The organism is Ruegeria sp. ABV4_181, assembly GCF_056158465.1.
On the sequence record NZ_JBSWTI010000002.1, the window covers coordinates 2,291,657 to 2,310,813 of the forward strand.

The following is a 19,157-nucleotide window of genomic DNA, read 5'->3' on the forward strand; positions in this document are numbered from 1 at the left end:
AGCATAGGGAGAAATCATGATGAAAAAAATGTTGAGCGGTGCCGCCGTCGCCGCCTTGGGTGTTGCATTCGTCACCGAAGCAGCCGCGACCGAGTGGAATGCGTCCGTCTGGGGCAAACGCCGCGCGTTCACCGAACATGTTGAAAAACTGGCCGAACTGGTCAGCGAAAAGACTGGTGGCGAGTTCACCATCAACGTCAGCTATGGCGGCCTGTCCAAGCCGCGCGAAAATCTGGATGGAATCGAAATCGGCGCGTTCGAGATGGCCCAGTTCTGTGCCGGGTATCACCGCGACAAGAACCGCGCGATCACGGTTCTGGAATTGCCCTTCCTTGGCGTGAATACGCTGGAAGAAGAGGTTGCCGTCAGTCATGCGGTATATGATCACCCAGCGGTCAAGGATGAGATGGCGCAATGGAACGCCCGCATCATCATGACCTCGCCAATGCCGCAATATAATCTGGTCGGTACCGGCGATCCGCGGTCCACTCTGGCTGACTTCGACGGTATGCGCGTCCGTGCGACCGGTGGTCTGGGGCAGGCATTCGAAGCCGTTGGCGGTGTTCCGACCTCGGTCCCTGCGACCGAAGCGTTCAATGCCATGGAATCCGGTGTTGTGGATACGGTTGCCTTTGCGCAGCATGCGCATCTGTCTTTCGGGACAATAAACGAGGCCGACTGGTGGACCGCCAACCTGAACCCCGGCACGGTCAACTGTCCGGTCGTCGTGAACATCGACGCCTATGAGGTGCTGCCCGCCGAGCATCGCGAAGCGCTGAACAGTTCTATTGACGAGGCGATTGACCATTACCTCGCCAATTACGGCGGGTTGTTGGAACAATGGGACGGAGTTCTGTCCGAAAAGGGTGTTGAGAAAGTTCAGATCGACGACGCAGTGATCGATGAATTCCGCACCAAGGCGGCCGATCCGATCCGCGAGCAATGGATCGCGGACATGGCCGCTCAGGGCCTGCCGGCGCAGGACCTGTACGATCTGGTTCAGACCACGCTCAAGCAGCAGCGCGGCGGTAACTGATCGCGTTAACCGGGTGCCGATCCAGGCACCCGGACACCAATTACAAGACAGGGGAACACCGGAATGGCAGGACAGGCCACGGTGCTTGAAGATGGCAGCCGCCTTAGCCGGATGGATCGTCAACTATTGCAGGCAGAGCGTTTTCTGGCGCTGATCAGCGGAATCGCCGTATTCGGGTTGATGGTGCTGGCAGTTGTTTCGGTCAGCGGTAGGAACGCGATTAACGCACCTCTGCCGGGTTATGTGGACTGGATCGAACAGGCCATGCCGCTGATTGCTTTTCTGGGCGTTTCATTTGTGCAACGCGATGGCGGGCATATCCGGATGGATATCGTCATCTCGCGCCTGCATGGCAGGGCACTTTGGCTGTTCGAACTGATCTCGGTGATCCTGATCCTTGTGCTGATGCTGGCGCTGGTCTGGGGCAGCTGGTCTCATTTCGACCGGTCTTTTGATTTCGGCGCGCCACTTTGGAGCCGCGACAGCTCAATCGACATCGGCATCCCGCTTTGGCCTGCCAAACTGCTGGCGCCGGTTGCGTTTTCCGTGCTTTGTCTCCGTCTTGCGCTTCAGGTCTGGGGCTATGGCCGTGCCTTTGTGCTGGGTCTGGAAAACCCGGTTGCGGTGCCGCTGATTCAGGACACTGCCGCACAGGCCGCCGCCGAGGCCGAGCAGTTCGAAGGGCAGGACTAGCAGATGGACACGATTGATATCGGCCTGTGGGTCACGGGTGGTCTGCTGGTTCTGGTCGTCACTGGCATGCGCGTGGCGTTTGCGGCGGGTCTGGCCGGGCTGGTGGGGCTGATCTGGATATTCTGGGCCAAATTCGGCTATGACCCCGATCGGTTCGGCAAAGCGCTGACTGTCGCCGTCAAAACGGCAGGGCAGGTGCCGCATTCCAAGGTTGCTGCACACACGCTCAGCCTGATCCCGACCTTCATTCTGATCGGCTATCTGGCCTATTATGCCGGATTGACCCGCGCCCTTTTCGAAGCCGCCAAGCGCTGGGTCGCGTGGGTGCCGGGCGGGCTGGCGGTCTCGACCGTTTTCGCTACAGCCGGATTCGCTGCCGTTTCCGGCGCCTCGGTGGCCACGTCCGCCGTTTTTGCCCGGATCGCGATCCCCGAGATGTTGAAGGTCGGTTATAACAAGCAATTCGCGGCCGGGGTCGTCGCCGCCGGCGGTACGCTGGCCTCGCTGATCCCACCGTCGGCCATTCTTGTGATTTACGCGATCATCGTGGAACAGGATGTAGGAAAACTGCTGCTGGCCGGGTTCATTCCCGGCGCGTTTTCAGCCGTGGTTTATGGGCTGCTGATTGTCGGGATCGCGGTCATCTTCAAGTCGGTCGGGCCGCCGGTTACCGGATTTACGTGGAAGCAGCGGTTCGCATCCTTGCCCGGTGCGTTCCCGATCGTGGCGGTGATCCTGATCATCATCTGCTTTGTCTACAACCCGTTCGGTGAAAAAGCCTGGGGTACGCCGACCGAGGGTGGGGCGATTGGCGCCTTCATTGTCTTCTGTTTTGCCCTGTTCCACGGCATGCGCTGGACAGAACTTAAATCGGCCCTGCTGGAAACAGCCAAGCTGACGGCGATGATCTTTTCGATCATCTGGGGTGTCCTGATTTATGTGCGGTTCCTGGGCTTTGCAGATCTGCCGGGCGTGTTTTCCGACTGGATTACGTCCCTGGAAATGTCGCCGATGCTGATCCTGATCTGTATCCTGCTGGCTTATGCGGTCCTGGGCATGTTCATGGACGCCATCGGAATGTTGCTGTTGACGCTGCCTGTCGTGTATCCGGCCGTCATGGCCCTGAATGGTGGTGAGACCGTCAGTGCCGCCGACAGCGCCTTTGGCATGTCGGGTCCAATGTGTGCGATCTGGTTTGGTATTCTGGTCGTCAAGATGGCCGAGTTCTGCCTGATCACGCCGCCCATCGGTCTGAACTGTTTCGTCGTTGCAGGCGTGCGCCCGGACCTGAGCGTGCAGGACGTGTTCAAAGGCGTGACACCGTTCTTCGTCGCAGACGCCGTCACCATTGCGCTGCTTGTCGCTTTCCCCGCAATTGTTCTGTACCTACCGTCGCTTGCCGGGTGAGCTGGGGTATTTTGCGAGGCTCTGCCTCGCGCTCCGAGGTATTTAGAGCCAGATGAAGCAGGGGATCCTCACTTCATCTGGCTGCAAATACCTCGGGGGAGACGCCGAAGGCGGCGGGGGCAGAGCCCCCTGTCGGTGCGCTATTCTGCCCGCATCAACATTCCGAATAGATCGCGCGGATCGTCCGGGTCGGCCAGCATGTCGAGGGGTTCAAAGAACTCTGTGCCTTCGATTGCAGATTTGACGTAGCGCAGGGCCGAGAAGTCCTCGATCGCAAAGCCAACGCTGTCGAACAGGGTGATCTGACGGTTGTCGCGGCGTCCTTCGGCCTGGCCGGTCATGACCTGCCACATCTCGGTCACAGGGTGATCGTCATCCAGTGCCTGAATCTCCCCTTCGATCCGGGTCTGTTCGGGGTATTCAACGAAAATATCCGACCGCAGCAGGATATCGCGGTGCAGTTCGGTTTTGCCCGGGCAGTCACCGCCAATGGCGTTGATGTGCACGCCCGGCCCGACCATGTTATCCGTCAGGATGGTGGCGTATTTCTTGTCCGCGGTGCAGGTCGTGATGATTTGCGCGCCCTCGATCGCCTCTTCGGGCGTTGTGCAGGGCACGACCGTCAGGCCCTTGCCTTGCAGGTTTGCCGCGCATTTTTCGGTTGCTCCGCTGTCTGTGTCATAGAGGCGGACGGTTGTAATTCCGCACATCGCCTTGAAGGCCAGACATTGGAATTCCGATTGCGCGCCGTTGCCGATCATGGCCATGACCGTTGCGGATTTCGGGGCCAGATAGCGACCCACCAGCGCCGAGGTCGCGGCCGTACGCAGCGCGGTCAGCATCGTCATCTCGGTCAGCAGGGTGGGATAGCCGGTATAGACATCCGCCAGCAGGCCAAATGCGGTCACAGTCTGCAGCCCCTCGGATGTGTTCTTGGGGTGGCCGTTGACGTATTTGAACCCGTAGGCCTCGCCATCCGAGGTGGGCATCAACTCGATCACCCCATGAGGCGAGTGGGCAGGAATGCGCGGGGTCTTGTCGAAGCTCTCCCACCGTTTGAAGTCGGATTCGATTTGGGCCGCAATCTGGGTGATCATCCGTTCGAGACCAATGTGATGCACCAGCCGCATCATGTTGTCGACGGAAACAAACGGCACCAGGGCTTTGTCGGAAGGTTGCATGATGGCCTCCTATCGGCGCGAAAGATGGATGCCGGCAATCATGCAGCGCACAGATCCACCTGCGGTTTCGATTGTGGGCACCGAAAGCGGCAGCGGCGTCGCGCTGGCTTCGATGATTGCGATTTGTTCCGGGGTCAGCGATGCCAGCGCCCGGTTGGACAGTGCCAGAACCAGCCCGGATTGGCCGCTCAGTTCGATCGCGTTGCCGACAAACTCGCCGATCTGTTCGTGGGACAGGTCGATGACAGTGCGACCGGTTTCCTCCAGCCGGGCCTTTACGGTTGCCCGCCGCTCGGGATCGGTGATCATGTCCAGACAGATCAAGGCGTATTCGGTCCCGATGCCCATCAGGACATTGGTGTGGTACACGTCACGGCCTTCGGCATCCTGTGCTTCGAACACGATGGGTTCATAGTTGAAATGGGTGCAGAACCGCTCCAGCAGGACGGGATCGGCGCGGTTGGATTTGACCGTGTAGGCGACGCGGCCAACATGATCCAGAACCATTGCGCCAGTGCCTTCCAGCGCCAGTTTATCCTGCTCCAGCCCGGAATAGTCGATCACATCCTGAACGCGGTATTCCTGCTTCAGCATTTCGATGACGTCGGGCCGACGTTCGCGCCGGCGGGAGGGTACGAACATCGGGTAGATCGCGACGTGCCCGCCGGGATGGGTGGAAAACCAGTTGTTCGGAAAAACGCTGTCCGGCGTGTCGAACTGGCCGTGATCGTCGAAAACATGCACCGTGATTCCTGCGCCGCGCAGCAGTTCCACAGCCCTGTCATGCTCGGCACGCGCCTCGGCAGAGGTTGCGGCGGCCGATCTGTCGGCGAGGGTCTGAAAGGCATTGTCGTCGCGCGTTTCCGGGTTCGAGGCGAACGCGTGCGGGCGGATCATTACGACGGATGAGGGCGCTTGCAGGGATTGCATCAGAAACTCCGGGTCGGGCGGTCAAAGATACGGCGGCCCAGAAGCGAGGCAGCCAGATCGACCATCAGTTTGGCTGTGCGCCCCCGTTCGTCCAGAAACGGGTTCAGTTCGACCAGATCCAACGAGCCGACAACCCCGCTTTCGTGCAGCAATTCCATCACCAGATGGGCTTCGCGTTCGGTCGCGCCACCCGGAACGGTAGTGCCGACCGCCGGCGCGATCGAAGGGTCGAGGAAATCGACATCCAATGAGACATGCAGCAAACCATTGGCGGCGCGAACCCGGTCCAGAAAAGCCATAAGTGGGGCTTTGATCCCGTGTTCGTCGATGCTGCGCATGTCCGCCAGCATTGCGTGGTCCTGCTCCAGCTTGGCGCGCTCGGCGGGATCGACCGACCGCAGGCCGATCATGCCCACACGATCCGTGGGGATCGGCGCGGGTACTGTCGGAAAGGCGTCGAAACCGGATTGCCCGGTAAAATAGGCGACCGGGGTGCCATGCAGGTTGCCGCTGCCGGTGCTGTCGGGGGTATGGAAATCGCTGTGCGCGTCCAGCCATAGCACGAACAAGGGTCGCCCGATCTGATCGGCATGGGCGGCCATGCCCGCGACAGTGCCCATCGACAGGGCATGATCGCCGCCCATGAAAATCGGCAAACCGTTGGGCGCCGCCTCTTGCGCTGCGCGGCTCAGGGCGCTGGTCCAACCGATGCATTCCGGCAGGGCGAACAGATGTGCGTGCTCGGTCACCGTTGTGTCATCCGGCCGGACGTCACCGATATCCGTGACGCGATGCCCCAGATCGGACAGGGCCTGTTCGAGACCGGCAACCCGATAGGCGTCTGGTCCCATGCGGCACCCCTGACGACGCTTTCCCGCGTCCATCGGGGCACCAACCAAAATTACGTGTTCGATATCCATATGGTTATCTAATTCGTCGGGATGGCTTGCGAGAAGACATCAAAATGTTCAAAATGAAACCAAGAGGCACGAAATGAGAAGCTGACATGGACGATTTGGATAGCAGGCTGCTTAATGCGCTGCACCGGGATGCGCGGGCATCGCTGTCCGAGCTTGCGGAAACGCTGGGCGTGACCCGCACAACAGTGCGCAGCCGACTGCAGCGCCTGAAGCAGTCGGGCGAGATTGTTGGGTTCACCGTTCTCACACGGCAGGACGTGGCGCAAAGCCCGGTTCGGGGTCTGATGATGCTGGAAATCGAAGGTCGGGGAACCGAACGCACGATGGCCAGGATTGCCGCCATGCGTCAGGTGCGCGCTGTTCATTCCACCAACGGCAGTTGGGATCTGATCGCCGAGATCGGGACAGAAACCCTGGCCGAACTGGACGAAGTTCTGTTCCAGATCCGGCGGATGGAGGGGATAACCCGGTCCGAGACCAACCTGCTGCTGTCCACGCGCAAAGGGCGGGTCTGAACCTGCGTAGCGCTTTGAGCTTCAAAGAAATTGTGCAAGAGTTGCCCGGCGCGGACCGGCCGCGTGCAGGAGTGATGCAGCGCCTGAAGAGCAGGGATACACGATGACCAATCAGGAAACAGGGGAAGAACTCTGGGCCCTTCGCTGGGCCGAGCGGGTGACCGGATTTCTGGAAAAGCCGTGGGTCAAAATCGCGATTCCGATCCTGGTGACCCTGATCGCGCTGACGGTGCTGCACGAATTGTCTTCGCATGTGAAATGGTCCGACGTTCAGAAGGACGTCGCCAATACATCGTGGAAACTGATGTTTTTCGCGCTGTGCTGGACCTGCTTCAGTTTTCTGTCCCTGTCCATGTATGATGTGTTTGCCGTTCAAAGCGTGGCCGAGGGTAAGGTTCCTCTGCCCGTTGCGGGCATGGCCGGCGCCAGCGGCTATGCCGTTTCAAACTGCCTTGGGTTTTCCTACATCACGGGTACAGCGATCCGGTACCGCATCTATGCCTCACTGGGTCTGGACCTCAGCCGGGTTGCCGGAGTCATCGCGACCTCGTGGATTGCGTTCTGGTCCGGCTTTGTGCTGCTGCTTGGCATTCTTCTGACCCTGCATCCGGACGGGATCGCGAAGGTTCTGCCCATCAGTGAAACCACGGAAACGGTGATCGGGATCTGCCTGCTGGCAGGTGTCGCGACCCTGTTCCTCTGGCTGGCGAAGGGCGGGCGCAGACTGGCCTATGGCGGGGTCGGGTTCAATTTGCCCGGCGGCAAGCTGGCGGGCCTGCTGACCCTGGCGGCGGTCGGCGATCTGTTTGGGGCGTCGATGACGCTATACGTGCTGATGCCGGATGATCTGGGTGTCGGCTATCCCTATTTCTTTACGATCTATATCGGGGCGATTGCCGTCGGCATCCTGAGCCATGCGCCCGGCGGGATCGGCGCATTCGAGGCGACGCTGATCGCGGGGCTGGGCGCCTCGGGGCGGTCTGACGTCATCGCGGCATTGTTGCTGTACCGGCTGGTTTACACTTTCTTGCCCTTTGCAATCGCAAGCTTGTCCATCGCCGTTGCGTCGGCCATGACGCACCGCCATCACATCAGCGGTGCCGCGACCTGGGTCTACCGTGTCATCCGCCCGATTGTTCCGATGGTCGCGGCCGGGATCGCTGCGGTGGCCGGGGTCATCCTGCTAGTGTCCGGGGCGCTGCCCTCCAGCAGTCAGAACCTTGGGGCGCTGCGAGAATTCCTGCCCCTGTCTTTTGTCGAAGCCTCACATCTGGTCGGCAGCGCCGTAGGGGTCCTGCTGATCCTCGTGTCGCGCGGGTTGTTCCGAAAACTCTACCGCGCCTGGGCCGTAGCCATGTTGTTGATGGTGGCCGGATTTGCAGCGTCGCTGGCCAAGGGGCTGGATACCCACGAGGCGATCAGCATGCTGGGCACCATTGCGCTGCTGGCCATGTTCCGGGGCGCGTTCTATCGCGTCAGCGGCGCATCGATCTTTCGGCTGAACATCCCCTGGCTGGTCAGCGTCATCGCTCTGTTGGCCGTCGTTTTCTGGGTCGGGCTGTTTGCCTATTCACATGTCGAGTATCAGAACTCCCTGTGGTGGGAATTCGCCTGGAACGGCGATGCCTCGCGCTTTTTACGGTCCAGCCTAGTAGTTGCAGTCATTCTTGGCGTGGTCGCGGTGAATTCCCTGTTCGGGCGCGACATCCCGCCGCCGGTACGAACCGAGATTCCGCCTGTCGTCGAACGTCTGGTGATGGAATGCGAAGACACCGAATCCCAAATCTCGCTGACGGGCGACAAGCAGTTCCTGATCTCACCCGATGAAACCGCGTTTCTGGCTTATGCCGATACCGGCAACGCGCTGATCACCAAAGGCGAACCTGTGGGTGATGAAGCCGCCGGGAAGCAGTTGATCTGGCAACTGCGTGAAATGGCAGACCGCGAAGGCAAGCTGTGTGCATTCTACAGCGTATCCACCAAATACCTGCCGACCTTTCTGGATCTGGGCCTGTCCATCCTGAAAATCGGCGAAGTCGCGCGCGTGCCGCTAAAGGATTTCTCGCTGGACGGCAAGTCGCGCAAGCGATTCCGGCAGGCTAAAAACCGGGCCGAGCGTGAGGGGTACGTGTTCGAGATCATACCAAAGGATAAGCTGGCCCCGGTGCTGCCCGAGTTGCGAAAGATTTCGGACGACTGGCTTGAGCGGAAGGCCGGCGAAGAAAAAGGGTTCGCCCTGGGCGGTTTTGACGACCAATATCTGTCCTACTTTGATCACGCGGTGCTGCGGAATGGCGACACCGGCCAGATCGTCGCCTTTGCCAATTTGTTTCAGGGTGGCCATAAATCCGAGCTGTCGCTGGACCTGATGCGGTATGAACCCGACAGCCCAAGTTTCGTCATGGACGCCTTGTTCGCGGAAATGATGGCATGGGGGGCAGAGCAGGGGTTCCGGTGGTTTTCGCTGGGCGCGGCACCGTTTTCGGGGATCGAGAACCGGCAGCTGGCGTCGCTGTGGAACCGCATCGGCGGGTTCGTTTACGAACATGGCGAGCAATTCTATCACTTTGAGGGGCTGCGGTCCTTCAAACAGAAATTCGAACCGGAGTGGAGCCCGAACTATCTGGCCAGCCCCGGCGGGTTGGCTGCCCCGCGGATCCTGTACGAAGTTAACATCCTGATCTCGGGCGGGCTGCGCGGGCTGACGAAATAACGGTCAGTTCAGGCTGGCGCGGGTCGGGGTTTCCTCCAGAAGATCGCCCCAATCGGTCCGGTAGGCCATCTCGGCCAGCACGGTTTCCGGTAGGAATTCCTGATTCTGCCGGATTTGCCAGCCGCCCCCCAAGCCTTTGTAGACAGCGACCAGATTGCTCGACACTTGCTGTCGTGCCTGGATCAGATTGGCCTGCGAACGCAGCAACGCGGTTTGCGTGTTCAAAATACGGGAATAGTCGGCGATGCCGTCGCGATACTGATCCACGGCGATCTCGGCCGCCTTGCGCGAGGCTGTGACGCTGTTTTCATAAAAGCCCACCTGTTTGCGCGACTGCGCATAGGCGACCATGGCGCTTTCAACTTCGGAATAGGCGGTCAGAACGGTGTTCTGATAGTTGGCGATCAGCGCCTGATAGGCCGCATCCTGCGCGCGCACATTATTCTTGATCCGTCCGTAGTTCAGCACGTTCCAGACGACGCCGGCATTCGCCAGTCCCGTGGAACTGGACGACGAAAACAGATCCCGCCCGCCGGAAGCCTGCAGACCGATAGAGCCGGACAGGATGAACTGCGGATACAGATCCGCCAGCGCAATCCCGACCTGAGCCGATTGTGTGGCCGCCGCAAGTTCCGCCGCGCGCACATCCGGGCGGCGGCGCAGCAGTTCCGCGGGTACGCCAACGGCCACATTGGACCGCGCGGACGGAATGCGCCCCGCGTTACCCAAAAGGCCGGTCATGCGCGAAGGTGTCGTTCCCAGCAGCACGGCCAGCGCATTCTTGGCTTGCTGAATGTCACTTTCAATCTCGGGCACCAGCGCTTTGGTGTTGTTCAGCAGCGCCGTGGATTCCTGCACGTCCAGTTCCGTCGTAACGCCGTTGTCAAAACGTAACTGGGTCAGGTCAGCGGATTCCTGTTGCAGCTGTATGTTGTCGCGCGCAACGGCCAGAGATTCCTGCAACGCGCGGATATTGACATAAAGGGCCGCCACATCTCCGGTCAGGGTGACCAAAGCGTCGTCATAATTGGCGACCTGTAGCGCCAGATTGGATCGGGCCGCCTGCACGCCGCGGCGTTGCTGACCCCAGACATCCAGCTCCCATTGGGCATCGAAGCCCACCTGCGAGGTTGAAAATTCCGTATCCAGCGGAATGATCCGGCGAATGTCCGAAATCGGCCCCAGGTTTTCGCTGATTTGGCGGCGTTGGATGGAACCGCCGATGGCCTGCGATTGCGGATAAAGTTCTCCGAACGCGATGCCAAGCTGTGCGCGGGCCTGCAACACGCGGGCTCCGGCCACCTGAAGATCAAGGTTTTGGGCGTAGGCTTCGGCGATCAGTTTGTTCAGGGTCGGATCGTTGAACGTTTCCCACCATTTCACCACTGGCGCGCTGCGCGAGGTCAGGCCGCCGGCGCCGGTGCTGGGACTGTTCACCTCGATCCATTGCTTCATCACCGGAGAGTTCGGGCGCACGAAATCCGGACCAACCGGAGCGCAACCCGCCAGCAGGGCGGCGCAAAGGGCGGTGCCGATCAGGCTGCGATGAAGTTTGGCCCGGATCATATCATGCGTCCTCAGATATCCAGTGGTCGGATGAAGTTGGCGAAAGAATAAAGGCGGATATTGATGCGCCGCAGGAATTCAAAGCTTTTGCCCTGACCCGTATAGATTGCTACCGCTGCGTGACCCCCTGCGGGGAAAGTGTGGCCATCAGGGATATCGACCGATATCTGCACTGCGATACGTCCGGGCAGTTTCGGCAGTTCAAACCCGGGCAGGCGGCCCGAGGGCAGATACTGACCTTGTCGTGTGGCCCACCAGATCGCTTCGACCTTGCCGGTGAGAATTTCGCCGGGATACAGGTCAAGGGCAACCTCAACCTCCTGACCCGGCTCGACAAATTTCAAGTTCTGCTGGCGATAAGTGGCCAGGATATAGGGGTTTTCCTTGGTCACAAAACTGGCGATTGCACCCAGTCGAATATCGCCGACCACCAGGCCCGGTCGCGCCTGTTGCGAGACGATCATACCGTCTTCGGGGGCGTAGATCGTAGTATTGTTCAGGAAATACTGCGCCTTTTCCAACTGCGCCTGTGCCTGAAGGATACCGGTGTTCACCCCGTCGATCTGAGAGTTCAGCGCCAGCTCGGCCTTTTCCAGATTGGCCTCGGCCTCTTTGATCTGTGCCTGATCTTCGGTGACCTGTTCGTTCCAGCGATCCAGTTCGTCCTGACGCGCCCCGCCGGCAGGGACCAGATTTTCATACCGCGCCTGCTGTGTCTGCGCATAGGCCAGCTGCGCATTCGCACGTTCGACGGCCTCAGCGGCGACAATCACATCCTGTTCAAGGATTTTGGCGTTCTGCTGGGCTGCGACCAGTTGCGCGGTCGCCTCTTCTACCTCAAGCGCGAAGACTGTGTCGTCGAAACGATAAAGCGGGTCGCCCTTCCTGACCTCGGTATTCGGTTCGACCAGCACTTCTGTCAGGATGGTCGGTTCGGTCAGGCGGGGCACGATCTGGATGGTCGAGCGGACAACGTGGCTGTCGAGCGAAAAGGGTTGAAAAAAGCGCAGGGCGACCAGAAAGATCAACAGCAGGTGTGCGCCCACCCAAAAGGACACGATTCCCCAGGTGATATTGAATTTCAGCCACTTCGCCTTGAAGAAAATGAACCAAACGAAAATGATGTAGAACAGCGTAATGCCGAGGGCAACAAACATATTCTGTGACTTCCTTTGGCCTTAGCTCTTCTGCGTCTCGTCGGGGTCCAGCGGGTCGCGATATTCTTCGTTGAGCGTGCCGCCCAACCGTTTGATTTCCTTGCGTACCGCGTCGCGTTCATCGTCGGGCATGCGACGGATATCGACGGTTGTCCCGTCGTGGAACGCCCAGATAAAGGCGTGTACCCACGGGACGATGGCCAGAAACCCCATCCAGCCCATGATTTTGACGGCCTCGGCATGCGGGTGGTTGCGTTTGATCGCGATGCGCCCCGGCAATCCCATGATGAACAGAAACAATGCCATCACCGCGATCAGCAACAGGATCAACGCCACGAACGTCAGATAGTCATAGTAGCCCAGCGGCTGCCCCAATAAGCCCATGCTCGTGCCTCCTTTTGGGAAGGTTGACCTATCCTCAGCCGTTGCCACCCACTTCGTCAATCAATTTGTAGCTGGTCGGCGGGTCGGCACAAATTCCCGGACCGCATTCCAGCAGTGTCGTGCCCGCGTTCAGCGCCGCCAGACCCAGCATGATGAAAAAGGTAACCTTGGCCAGCATACTGCCACCAAAGCGCGGCTGCGTGTCGGTGCTGTTTGCATATTGGCGATCGAACAGCAGCATGACCGCCGTTCCAAGTACGATCAGAAAAAAGCAGATGGCCGCCCAGGTGTAGTAGTGCAGCCCCAATACGGGTGAGCCGTAATGGCCGGTGCCCGGAACGATGTGCAACAGGATCTGGCGGACGGACACGCTGCCGCCATAAAGCGCGGCGATCAGCATGATGGCATAGTGCCGCGGGCGCGCGCCGTATAGCAAGTTCAGACCCAGACCAACGCCAACTGCCACAAAGCCAACCCTTTGCAGCAGGCACAGGGGGCAGGGCAGTTCGTAGAGTTTCAACTGATAGATATAGGCCAGCGACAAGACAAGGCTGACGGCCAGCATACCAAGCGCATTCAGGGTTCGTGACAGTTCAGGAGTCATTGCGGCCCCTACAACTGAATGGTCAACTGGCTGGTGGCGTGAAACTTCAGCCAATACACGCTCAACGCCAGCGTGAAAAAGAACAGCACGTTGGCCGCGGTGGTTCTTTGGTAATAGTTCAGCCCCATCGTGGCTGTAAGTAACGCAAACAAAAGCGCTATCATGGCCCGGTCCTCCCCTCCCGTGCGACGATTGCCATGTTAACGGATAGTGTCAGGTGAATGTGCCTCTGGCAAGAACCGGTATGCGCTGTTCTCGTATAATGCGAGTCGTCCGGGTCTCAGCCGCACACGGTAATCTGCGTCTTCCACGCGGCGCACTTGCGGGCCAGACCCTTGGGCGGGGCTTCATCGGTGTAGAACACGTCGACCTCGGAAAGAGAGGCGATGCGCGCAGGGGCGGTTCGCTGAAACTTTGACTGATCGGCCACAAGGCAGGTCCGGCGAGCCTGAGCGATGATGGTCTGGCTGACGCGCACCTCCTGAAAGTCGAAGTCCATCAGATCGCCTTCAAAATCCAGGGCCGAACATCCGATGATCGCGTGATCGAACTTGAACTGCTCGATGGTGGATATGGTCAGATTTCCGATCAACCCCCCGTCCGAGCGGCGCAGAACGCCACCGGCGACAACGATCCGGCAATCAGGGTTTTCGACAAGGATGTTGGCCACGTTCATGTTGTTGGTCACCACCATCAGGTCCTTGTGCGACAACATCTGGCGGGCGACGGCCTCGGTCGATGTGCCGATATTCATAAAGACGGAAGCTCCGTCAGGGATATCCTGCGCGCATCTTTGGGCGATGCGAGCCTTGGCTTCGGAATTCAGTGCGCGACGATCCTCGTACCCGATATTGGACACGCCGGACCGCAGCACCGCGCCACCATGCACCCGGTCCAGCTTACCCATATCGGCAAGATCGGACAGATCCCGGCGAATGGTCTGCACCGTCACACCGAATTTCACCGCCAGGTCCTCGACCATCACCCGGCCGTCCTGTTTGGCAATGTTCAGAATGTCCGACTGTCGAAAGGAAAGTGACATGCTCCGCTCCGGTTGATCCGCTGTATTCGTTTTTGTTCCCTTTGGTTCAAAATGCAAGGGTTCTGTAATGAGTGTGGGCTACGGAAAAGATAACTTTCTGGTGCACTTTTCAGTTTTTCGCCGATGCGGGCATATCAAAAGCGAAAAAAAACGAAAATCAACATTGACGAACCGAGCCTTCACCGCGTTAATGAGCGCGCGTTTTCCACAGTGGGGAATCATCCGGATATGGAACAGCAAAACGATCAGGTAACCGACCTTTTCATCATCGGTGGTGGGATCAACGGATGCGGTATCGCCCGCGACGCGGCAGGGCGGGGATTGTCCGTCACCCTGGCGGAAATGAACGATTTGGCGTCGGCGACATCATCGTCTTCGACCAAGCTGTTCCACGGCGGTCTGCGCTATCTTGAATATTTTGAGTTCCGCCTGGTCCACGAAGCCCTGATCGAGCGGGAAACGCTGTTGCGGGCGATGCCGCATATCAGCTGGCCGATGCGGTTTGTGCTTCCGTTCCACGCGGATATGCGGTTCGACTCGGAAACCCCGACTTCACGCCTTCTGAGTACGGTCATGCCTTGGATGAAAGGGCGGCGACCTGCCTGGCTGATCCGTTTGGGATTGTTCCTGTATGACAATCTGGGGGGGCGCAAGATCCTGCCGGGTACGTCGTTGGTGAATCTGTCTGCATCCCCGGAGGGCGCGCCGTTGCAGGACAAGTTCGTGACAGCCTACGAATATTCCGATTGCTGGGTCCAAGATTCTCGGCTGGTCGTCTTGAATGCCCGCGACGCGGAAGCCCGCGGCGCGAATATCCTTGTGCGCACCGAGGTCCTTTCGGCCCGGCGAGAGGGCGAACTGTGGGAAATCACGGTTCGGGATCGGGATACGGACGAAACCCGCGTGTTTCAGTCCAGAATGCTGGTCAACGCGGGCGGTCCCTGGGTAGGGGATATCATCCAGACCAAAATCCATGTGAACTCGCGCGAAGGTGTGCGGTTGGTGCGCGGCAGCCATATCGTGACCCGCAAACTCTTTGACCACGACAAATGCTACTTTTTTCAGGGCGAGGACGGCCGCATCATCTTTGCTATACCTTATGAGCGGGATTACACGCTGATCGGCACAACCGATCAGGACCATCCGGACCCTGCCGAACCTCCGGTCTGTACCGAGGCCGAGCAGGACTATTTGTGCGCATTCGCATCCAAATACTTCAAATCCCCCGTTACACGCGATGACATCGTCTGGACCTATTCCGGGGTTCGTCCCTTGTACGATGACGGTGCCAGCAGCGCGACCGCCGCAACGCGGGACTATACCCTGAAGGTGGATGCGCAGGGCGGGGCGCCGGTGCTGAACGTTTTCGGCGGCAAAATAACAACCTACCGGCGGCTGGCGGAAAGTGCGCTGGAGAAAATTGGCGAACACTTCCCGGATCTGCCTGGCCCCTGGACCGCGGGTGTTGCGCTGCCCGGCGGTGAATTTCCCGTTGACGGGGTGCAGGATCTTGTGGCCGGGCTTGAGGCCGACTACGCCTTTCTGGACCGGGCCTGGGCCGAACGGCTGGTGCGCGCTTATGGCACCGAAGCGCGCGTAATTCTGGGCGAGGCGCAAACCGCGGACGATCTGGGCGACAGTTTTGGGGCAAACCTGACTGCGCGCGAGGTGGAATGGCTTATGGACAAGGAATACGCGCGCAGGGCTGAAGATGTGGTCTGGCGCCGGAACAAGCTGGGCCTGAAGCTGAGCGGTGACCAAATAGCCCGCCTTCAGGAGTGGATGGACCAGCGCCGCAGCTAAACTCAGGCCCTTGTTCAACAATACAAGCGAAAAGTCCCGCCATTTCGGCGGGGCTTTCATTTGTCTCAGGCTGCCTTTTCCGAAGGCCCGGGATCGTTTTTCGTGCCTTTGATCCACTCCCTCAGCCCCTGCATCATCGCATAGAGGACCGGTACAAGAATCACACCGATTAGCGTCGCAGCCAGCATACCGCCGAAAACAGCCACACCGATGGCCTTCTGGCTGGCCGCTCCGGCACCGCTGGCCGCAAGCAGCGGGACAACGCCCAGCAGGAAGGACAGCGCGGTCATCATAACCGCGCGAAAACGCTGAAAGGCTGCTTCGGCGGCTGCGTCCCTGATCGACAGACCCTTGGCCCGCTGTTCCATCGCAAACTCGACAATCAGAATCCCGTTCTTCGACGCCAGACCGACAAGCATGATCATCCCGATCTGCGTATAGAGGTTGATATCGCTGCCCACGATCGCCACGGCGGCCACCGCCCCAAAGAGCGCGACAATCACCGACAGAAGGATCGAGACTGGCATCGACCAGCTTTCATACTGGCCAACCAGGAACAGGTATCCGAACAGGATCGCCAGCCCGAGGATCACAATCACCAGACTGCCCGAGGCCAACTGCTGCTGGGCGGTACCGGTCCATTCGAACGCATAGCCCGGGGGCAGGGCGGTCGCCGATTCCTCGGTCATGACATTGATCGCGTCGCCGCTGGACAGACCAGGCGCCGGGACGGCGGTCACGGTCGCCGAACGGAACAGGTTGTGCCGTTTCAGCAGTACCGGACCCAGCACGTTTTCGACGTCGATCAAAGTCGCAAGCGGCACCATTTCCCCTTTGGTGGACCGGACATAGAGGTTCCCGATGTCTTCGACATTGTCCCGATAAGACCCGTCCGCCTGTATCATGACGCGATAGACGCGGCCGAACAGGTTGAAGTCGTTGACGTAATAGGACCCCAGCTGCGCCTGCATGGTCTGGAAAATTTCGGCCACGGACACTTGCAGCGTTTTGGCCTTTTCCCGATCCAGATTGACGAACAGTTGCGGCACGTTCGCGCGGAACGTCGTGTAGGCCTGTCCGATTTCCGGGCGTTGGTTGGCGGCATAGACAAAGGACCCCACGGCCGAGGCCAGATCCTGTGGTGAGCCACCGCCGGTCTGCTGAACCTCCATCTCGACACCGGCCGACATGCCCAGGCCCTGAATGGGCGGCGGGTTGAAAGCCACGATCGAGGCGGCGGACTCGCCGTTGGCAATGGCCAGAATCTTGGCCAGAATGGCGTTCGCGCTCAGGTCATCCTCTTGCCGCTCGTCCCAATTGTCGAGGTTCACGAAGATCGCCGACCCGTTGGTGATTGTGCCGTTGAGCAGCGAGTAGCCGTTGATGAGAACCGTGCTGGCCACACCGGGGATCTGCTGAATCTGCTCGTCGACGCGGCTGGATACGGCCTCAGTCCGTTCCAGGGTCGCGGCATCAGGCAATTGGATATCCACGAAGAGATACCCGTTATCCTCCAGCGGGATGAAGCCGCTGGACGTGTTGGACATGATTGTGCCCGTGCCCATGGCCAGCGCAACGATCACGCCCAAAGCGATGACCGGCAGGATCAGAAGCTTGCGCACAATCGCGACATAGCCCAGCCGGACAGTTCCGATAAAATTCTCGAACAGGGCCAGCAGACCCTTGGGCGGGCCTGTCCGTTCCCGCAACACCAAGCCGCACAGGGCCGGGGACAAAGTCAGCGCGTTGATCGAAGAGATCACCACCGCGGTCGAGATCGTAACGGCAAACTGCGAATAGAGCCGCCCTGAAATGCCGGGCATGAAGGTAACGGGAACAAACACCGCCAAAAGCACCAGCGTGGTCGCAATGACGGGGCCGGTGATCTGACCCATAGCCTTGCGGGTTGCCTCGGCAGGGGGCAGACCTTCATCCGCGATGATCCGTTCGACGTTCTCCACCACGACGATGGCGTCATCCACGACGATGCCGATTGCCAGCACCAGCGCGAACAGAGAGATAGTGTTCAGCGACATGCCAAAGGCAAGCAGGAAGGCGAAGGTGCCGATCAGCGAAACGGGGATGGCAACCGCCGGAATGATGGTCGCACGCCAGCTTCCGAGAAACAGGAACACAACCGAAATCACCAGAATGAAGGTCAGGATAAGCGTTGAAACCACGTCATTTAGCGATTGTTCCACAAAATCCGTGGTGTTGAACGGCACCTGATATTCGACATCATCCGGGAACGAACGCGACAGCCTCTGCAATTCGGCCTCAACCCGGTCGGACACGGCAAGCGCGTTGGCTCCGGGCGCCTGATAGATCCCGATGACCGTGGCGGGTACGCTTTCGAAATACCCGGACGCTGCATAATATTCGGCGCCAAGTTCGACGCGGGCAATGTCCCGGACCCGGACAATCGAACCGGCATCGCCGGTCCGGATGACAATGTCACCAAATTCGGCGGCCGAGGTCAGCCGGCCCTTGGCCTTGATCGTGTATTGGAACGTCTGCCCTTCCGGAACCGGGGGCGCGCCGATTGATCCTGCGGACACTTCGACATTCTGTTCGCGAATCGCGTCGATCACGTCGCCCGGCGCGATGGACAATGCTGCCATCTTGTCGGGGTCCATCCAGATCCGCATCGCATATTCCAGATTGGTCAGCACGTCCGCCTTGCCGACCCCCTGCACCCGCGCCAGCGCGTCCTTCAGGTTGATCGAGGCGTAGTTGGAAAGAAATACACTGTCATAGGTGCCATTGGGCGAGGTCAGCGTTACCAGCAAAAGCATGTTGGTCGACGCCTTCTGCGTGACCACGCCAGAGGATGTGACCTCGGTCGGCAACGACGCCATGGCCTGGGCCACCCGGTTCTGAACGTTCACCGATGCGATATCGGGATCGGTGCCCACCTCGAAAGTGATATTCAGCGAGTAGTTGCCGTTATCCGAGGAGGTGGACGTCATATAGATCATGTCGTCCACGCCATTGACCTGCGCCTCGATCGGCGCGGCGACGGTGTTTTCAACCGTTTCGGCATTCGCGCCGGTATATGTGGTTGTGACACTGACCACCGGCGGCGTGATGTCCGGGAACTGCGCCACCGGAAGCACCAGATAGCCAATCCCGCCCATGATGGTCAGGACAAGCGAGATGACAAGCGCCAGCTTGGGCCGGCTTATGAACAGGGCTGAGAACATCGG

The 19,157-nt window shown here is 59.5% G+C and carries 16 protein-coding genes; 6 read left to right on the forward strand and 10 right to left on the reverse strand.

Annotation, left to right across the window (positions count from 1 at the left end):
• Window positions 1-19 precede the first annotated feature (19 nt).
• The 3 genes from ACXAC3_RS11350 (at window position 20) to ACXAC3_RS11360 (ending at window position 3,136) form a co-directional block, all read left to right on the forward strand.
• Complete coding sequence (locus ACXAC3_RS11350; RefSeq protein WP_475163414.1) at window positions 20-1,036, forward strand: C4-dicarboxylate TRAP transporter substrate-binding protein; 1,017 nt, start codon at window positions 20-22, stop codon at window positions 1,034-1,036.
• 63 nt (window positions 1,037-1,099) lie between these two features.
• Window positions 1,100-1,729: a TRAP transporter small permease gene (locus tag ACXAC3_RS11355; RefSeq protein ID WP_475159984.1), complete on the forward strand. Its 630-nt coding sequence runs from the start codon at window positions 1,100-1,102 to the stop codon at window positions 1,727-1,729.
• A gap of 3 nt (window positions 1,730-1,732) precedes the next feature.
• Entirely contained in the window at window positions 1,733-3,136 is a 1,404-nt protein-coding gene (locus tag ACXAC3_RS11360; protein ID WP_475159991.1) for a TRAP transporter large permease, read from the forward strand.
• A gap of 140 nt (window positions 3,137-3,276) precedes the next feature.
• Here the strand turns inward: ACXAC3_RS11360 and ACXAC3_RS11365 are convergent, their stop codons facing one another.
• From ACXAC3_RS11365 to rocF, 3 genes are read right to left on the reverse strand one after another with little or no spacing between them, the layout of a single operon-like run.
• Window positions 3,277-4,320: an ornithine cyclodeaminase gene (locus ACXAC3_RS11365; RefSeq protein ID WP_475163416.1), complete on the reverse strand. Its 1,044-nt coding sequence runs from the start codon at window positions 4,318-4,320 to the stop codon at window positions 3,277-3,279.
• 6 nt (window positions 4,321-4,326) lie between these two features.
• Window positions 4,327-5,247, reverse strand: a complete 921-nt coding sequence (ctlX, locus tag ACXAC3_RS11370; protein ID WP_475159997.1) for a citrulline utilization hydrolase CtlX — start codon at window positions 5,245-5,247, stop codon at window positions 4,327-4,329.
• On the reverse strand, window positions 5,247-6,167 hold the full coding sequence (gene rocF / locus ACXAC3_RS11375; RefSeq protein ID WP_475160004.1) for an arginase: 921 nt from the start codon (window positions 6,165-6,167) through the stop codon (window positions 5,247-5,249). The genes ctlX and rocF overlap by 1 nt, the downstream gene beginning before the upstream one ends.
• Before the next feature lie 86 nt (window positions 6,168-6,253).
• Between rocF and ACXAC3_RS11380 the strand changes: the two genes are divergently transcribed.
• Together ACXAC3_RS11380 and mprF are read left to right on the forward strand one after the other, a co-directional pair.
• On the forward strand, window positions 6,254-6,682 hold the full coding sequence (locus tag ACXAC3_RS11380; RefSeq protein WP_475160011.1) for an Lrp/AsnC family transcriptional regulator: 429 nt from the start codon (window positions 6,254-6,256) through the stop codon (window positions 6,680-6,682).
• Between the two features lie 103 nt (window positions 6,683-6,785).
• On the forward strand, window positions 6,786-9,395 hold the full coding sequence (mprF, locus tag ACXAC3_RS11385) for a bifunctional lysylphosphatidylglycerol flippase/synthetase MprF (RefSeq protein ID WP_475160016.1): 2,610 nt from the start codon (window positions 6,786-6,788) through the stop codon (window positions 9,393-9,395).
• Between the two features lie 3 nt (window positions 9,396-9,398).
• Here the strand turns inward: mprF and ACXAC3_RS11390 are convergent, their stop codons facing one another.
• The 6 genes from ACXAC3_RS11390 to ACXAC3_RS11415 form a co-directional block, all read right to left on the reverse strand.
• Window positions 9,399-10,961 carry an efflux transporter outer membrane subunit gene (locus ACXAC3_RS11390; RefSeq protein ID WP_475160023.1) on the reverse strand — a complete coding sequence of 521 codons (1,563 nt, stop codon included), beginning with the start codon at window positions 10,959-10,961 and terminating at the stop codon, window positions 9,399-9,401.
• Between the two features lie 11 nt (window positions 10,962-10,972).
• Entirely contained in the window at window positions 10,973-12,118 is a 1,146-nt protein-coding gene (locus tag ACXAC3_RS11395) for an HlyD family secretion protein (RefSeq protein WP_475160027.1), read from the reverse strand.
• Between the two features lie 21 nt (window positions 12,119-12,139).
• A complete protein-coding gene (locus ACXAC3_RS11400) occupies window positions 12,140-12,502 on the reverse strand; it encodes a DUF3302 domain-containing protein (RefSeq protein WP_475160034.1) in 363 nt (120 codons plus the stop codon).
• Window positions 12,503-12,536: 34 nt separating this feature from the next.
• Window positions 12,537-13,106: a disulfide bond formation protein B gene (locus ACXAC3_RS11405; protein WP_475160042.1), complete on the reverse strand. Its 570-nt coding sequence runs from the start codon at window positions 13,104-13,106 to the stop codon at window positions 12,537-12,539.
• 8 nt (window positions 13,107-13,114) lie between these two features.
• Window positions 13,115-13,270 carry a DUF5993 family protein gene (locus ACXAC3_RS11410; protein ID WP_475160048.1) on the reverse strand — a complete coding sequence of 52 codons (156 nt, stop codon included), beginning with the start codon at window positions 13,268-13,270 and terminating at the stop codon, window positions 13,115-13,117.
• A 116-nt stretch (window positions 13,271-13,386) separates the two neighbouring features.
• Window positions 13,387-14,148 (reverse strand): DeoR/GlpR family DNA-binding transcription regulator, encoded by a 762-nt coding sequence (locus tag ACXAC3_RS11415; RefSeq protein ID WP_475160051.1) that lies wholly within the window; start codon window positions 14,146-14,148, stop codon window positions 13,387-13,389.
• Window positions 14,149-14,376: 228 nt separating this feature from the next.
• Between ACXAC3_RS11415 and glpD the strand changes: the two genes are divergently transcribed.
• Entirely contained in the window at window positions 14,377-15,951 is a 1,575-nt protein-coding gene (gene glpD / locus ACXAC3_RS11420; RefSeq protein WP_475160056.1) for a glycerol-3-phosphate dehydrogenase, read from the forward strand.
• A 65-nt stretch (window positions 15,952-16,016) separates the two neighbouring features.
• Here the strand turns inward: glpD and ACXAC3_RS11425 are convergent, their stop codons facing one another.
• Window positions 16,017-19,154 carry an efflux RND transporter permease subunit gene (locus ACXAC3_RS11425; protein ID WP_475160061.1) on the reverse strand — a complete coding sequence of 1,046 codons (3,138 nt, stop codon included), beginning with the start codon at window positions 19,152-19,154 and terminating at the stop codon, window positions 16,017-16,019.
• Window positions 19,155-19,157: the final 3 nt, after the last annotated feature.

Coding starts and splice junctions, on each gene's coding strand:
- ACXAC3_RS11350 (WP_475163414.1), top strand. CDS start 20: ATGAAAAAAATGTTGAGCGGTGCCGCCGTCGCCGCCTTGGGTGTTGCA.
- ACXAC3_RS11355 (WP_475159984.1), top strand. CDS start 1,100: ATGGCAGGACAGGCCACGGTGCTTGAAGATGGCAGCCGCCTTAGCCGG.
- ACXAC3_RS11360 (WP_475159991.1), top strand. CDS start 1,733: ATGGACACGATTGATATCGGCCTGTGGGTCACGGGTGGTCTGCTGGTT.
- ctlX (WP_475159997.1), bottom strand. CDS start 5,247: ATGCAATCCCTGCAAGCGCCCTCATCCGTCGTAATGATCCGCCCGCAC.
- rocF (WP_475160004.1), bottom strand. CDS start 6,167: ATGGATATCGAACACGTAATTTTGGTTGGTGCCCCGATGGACGCGGGA.
- ACXAC3_RS11380 (WP_475160011.1), top strand. CDS start 6,254: ATGGACGATTTGGATAGCAGGCTGCTTAATGCGCTGCACCGGGATGCG.
- mprF (WP_475160016.1), top strand. CDS start 6,786: ATGACCAATCAGGAAACAGGGGAAGAACTCTGGGCCCTTCGCTGGGCC.
- ACXAC3_RS11390 (WP_475160023.1), bottom strand. CDS start 10,961: ATGATCCGGGCCAAACTTCATCGCAGCCTGATCGGCACCGCCCTTTGC.
- ACXAC3_RS11395 (WP_475160027.1), bottom strand. CDS start 12,118: ATGTTTGTTGCCCTCGGCATTACGCTGTTCTACATCATTTTCGTTTGG.
- ACXAC3_RS11400 (WP_475160034.1), bottom strand. CDS start 12,502: ATGGGCTTATTGGGGCAGCCGCTGGGCTACTATGACTATCTGACGTTC.
- ACXAC3_RS11405 (WP_475160042.1), bottom strand. CDS start 13,106: ATGACTCCTGAACTGTCACGAACCCTGAATGCGCTTGGTATGCTGGCC.
- ACXAC3_RS11410 (WP_475160048.1), bottom strand. CDS start 13,270: ATGATAGCGCTTTTGTTTGCGTTACTTACAGCCACGATGGGGCTGAAC.
- ACXAC3_RS11415 (WP_475160051.1), bottom strand. CDS start 14,148: ATGTCACTTTCCTTTCGACAGTCGGACATTCTGAACATTGCCAAACAG.
- glpD (WP_475160056.1), top strand. CDS start 14,377: ATGGAACAGCAAAACGATCAGGTAACCGACCTTTTCATCATCGGTGGT.
- ACXAC3_RS11425 (WP_475160061.1), bottom strand. CDS start 19,154: ATGTTCTCAGCCCTGTTCATAAGCCGGCCCAAGCTGGCGCTTGTCATC.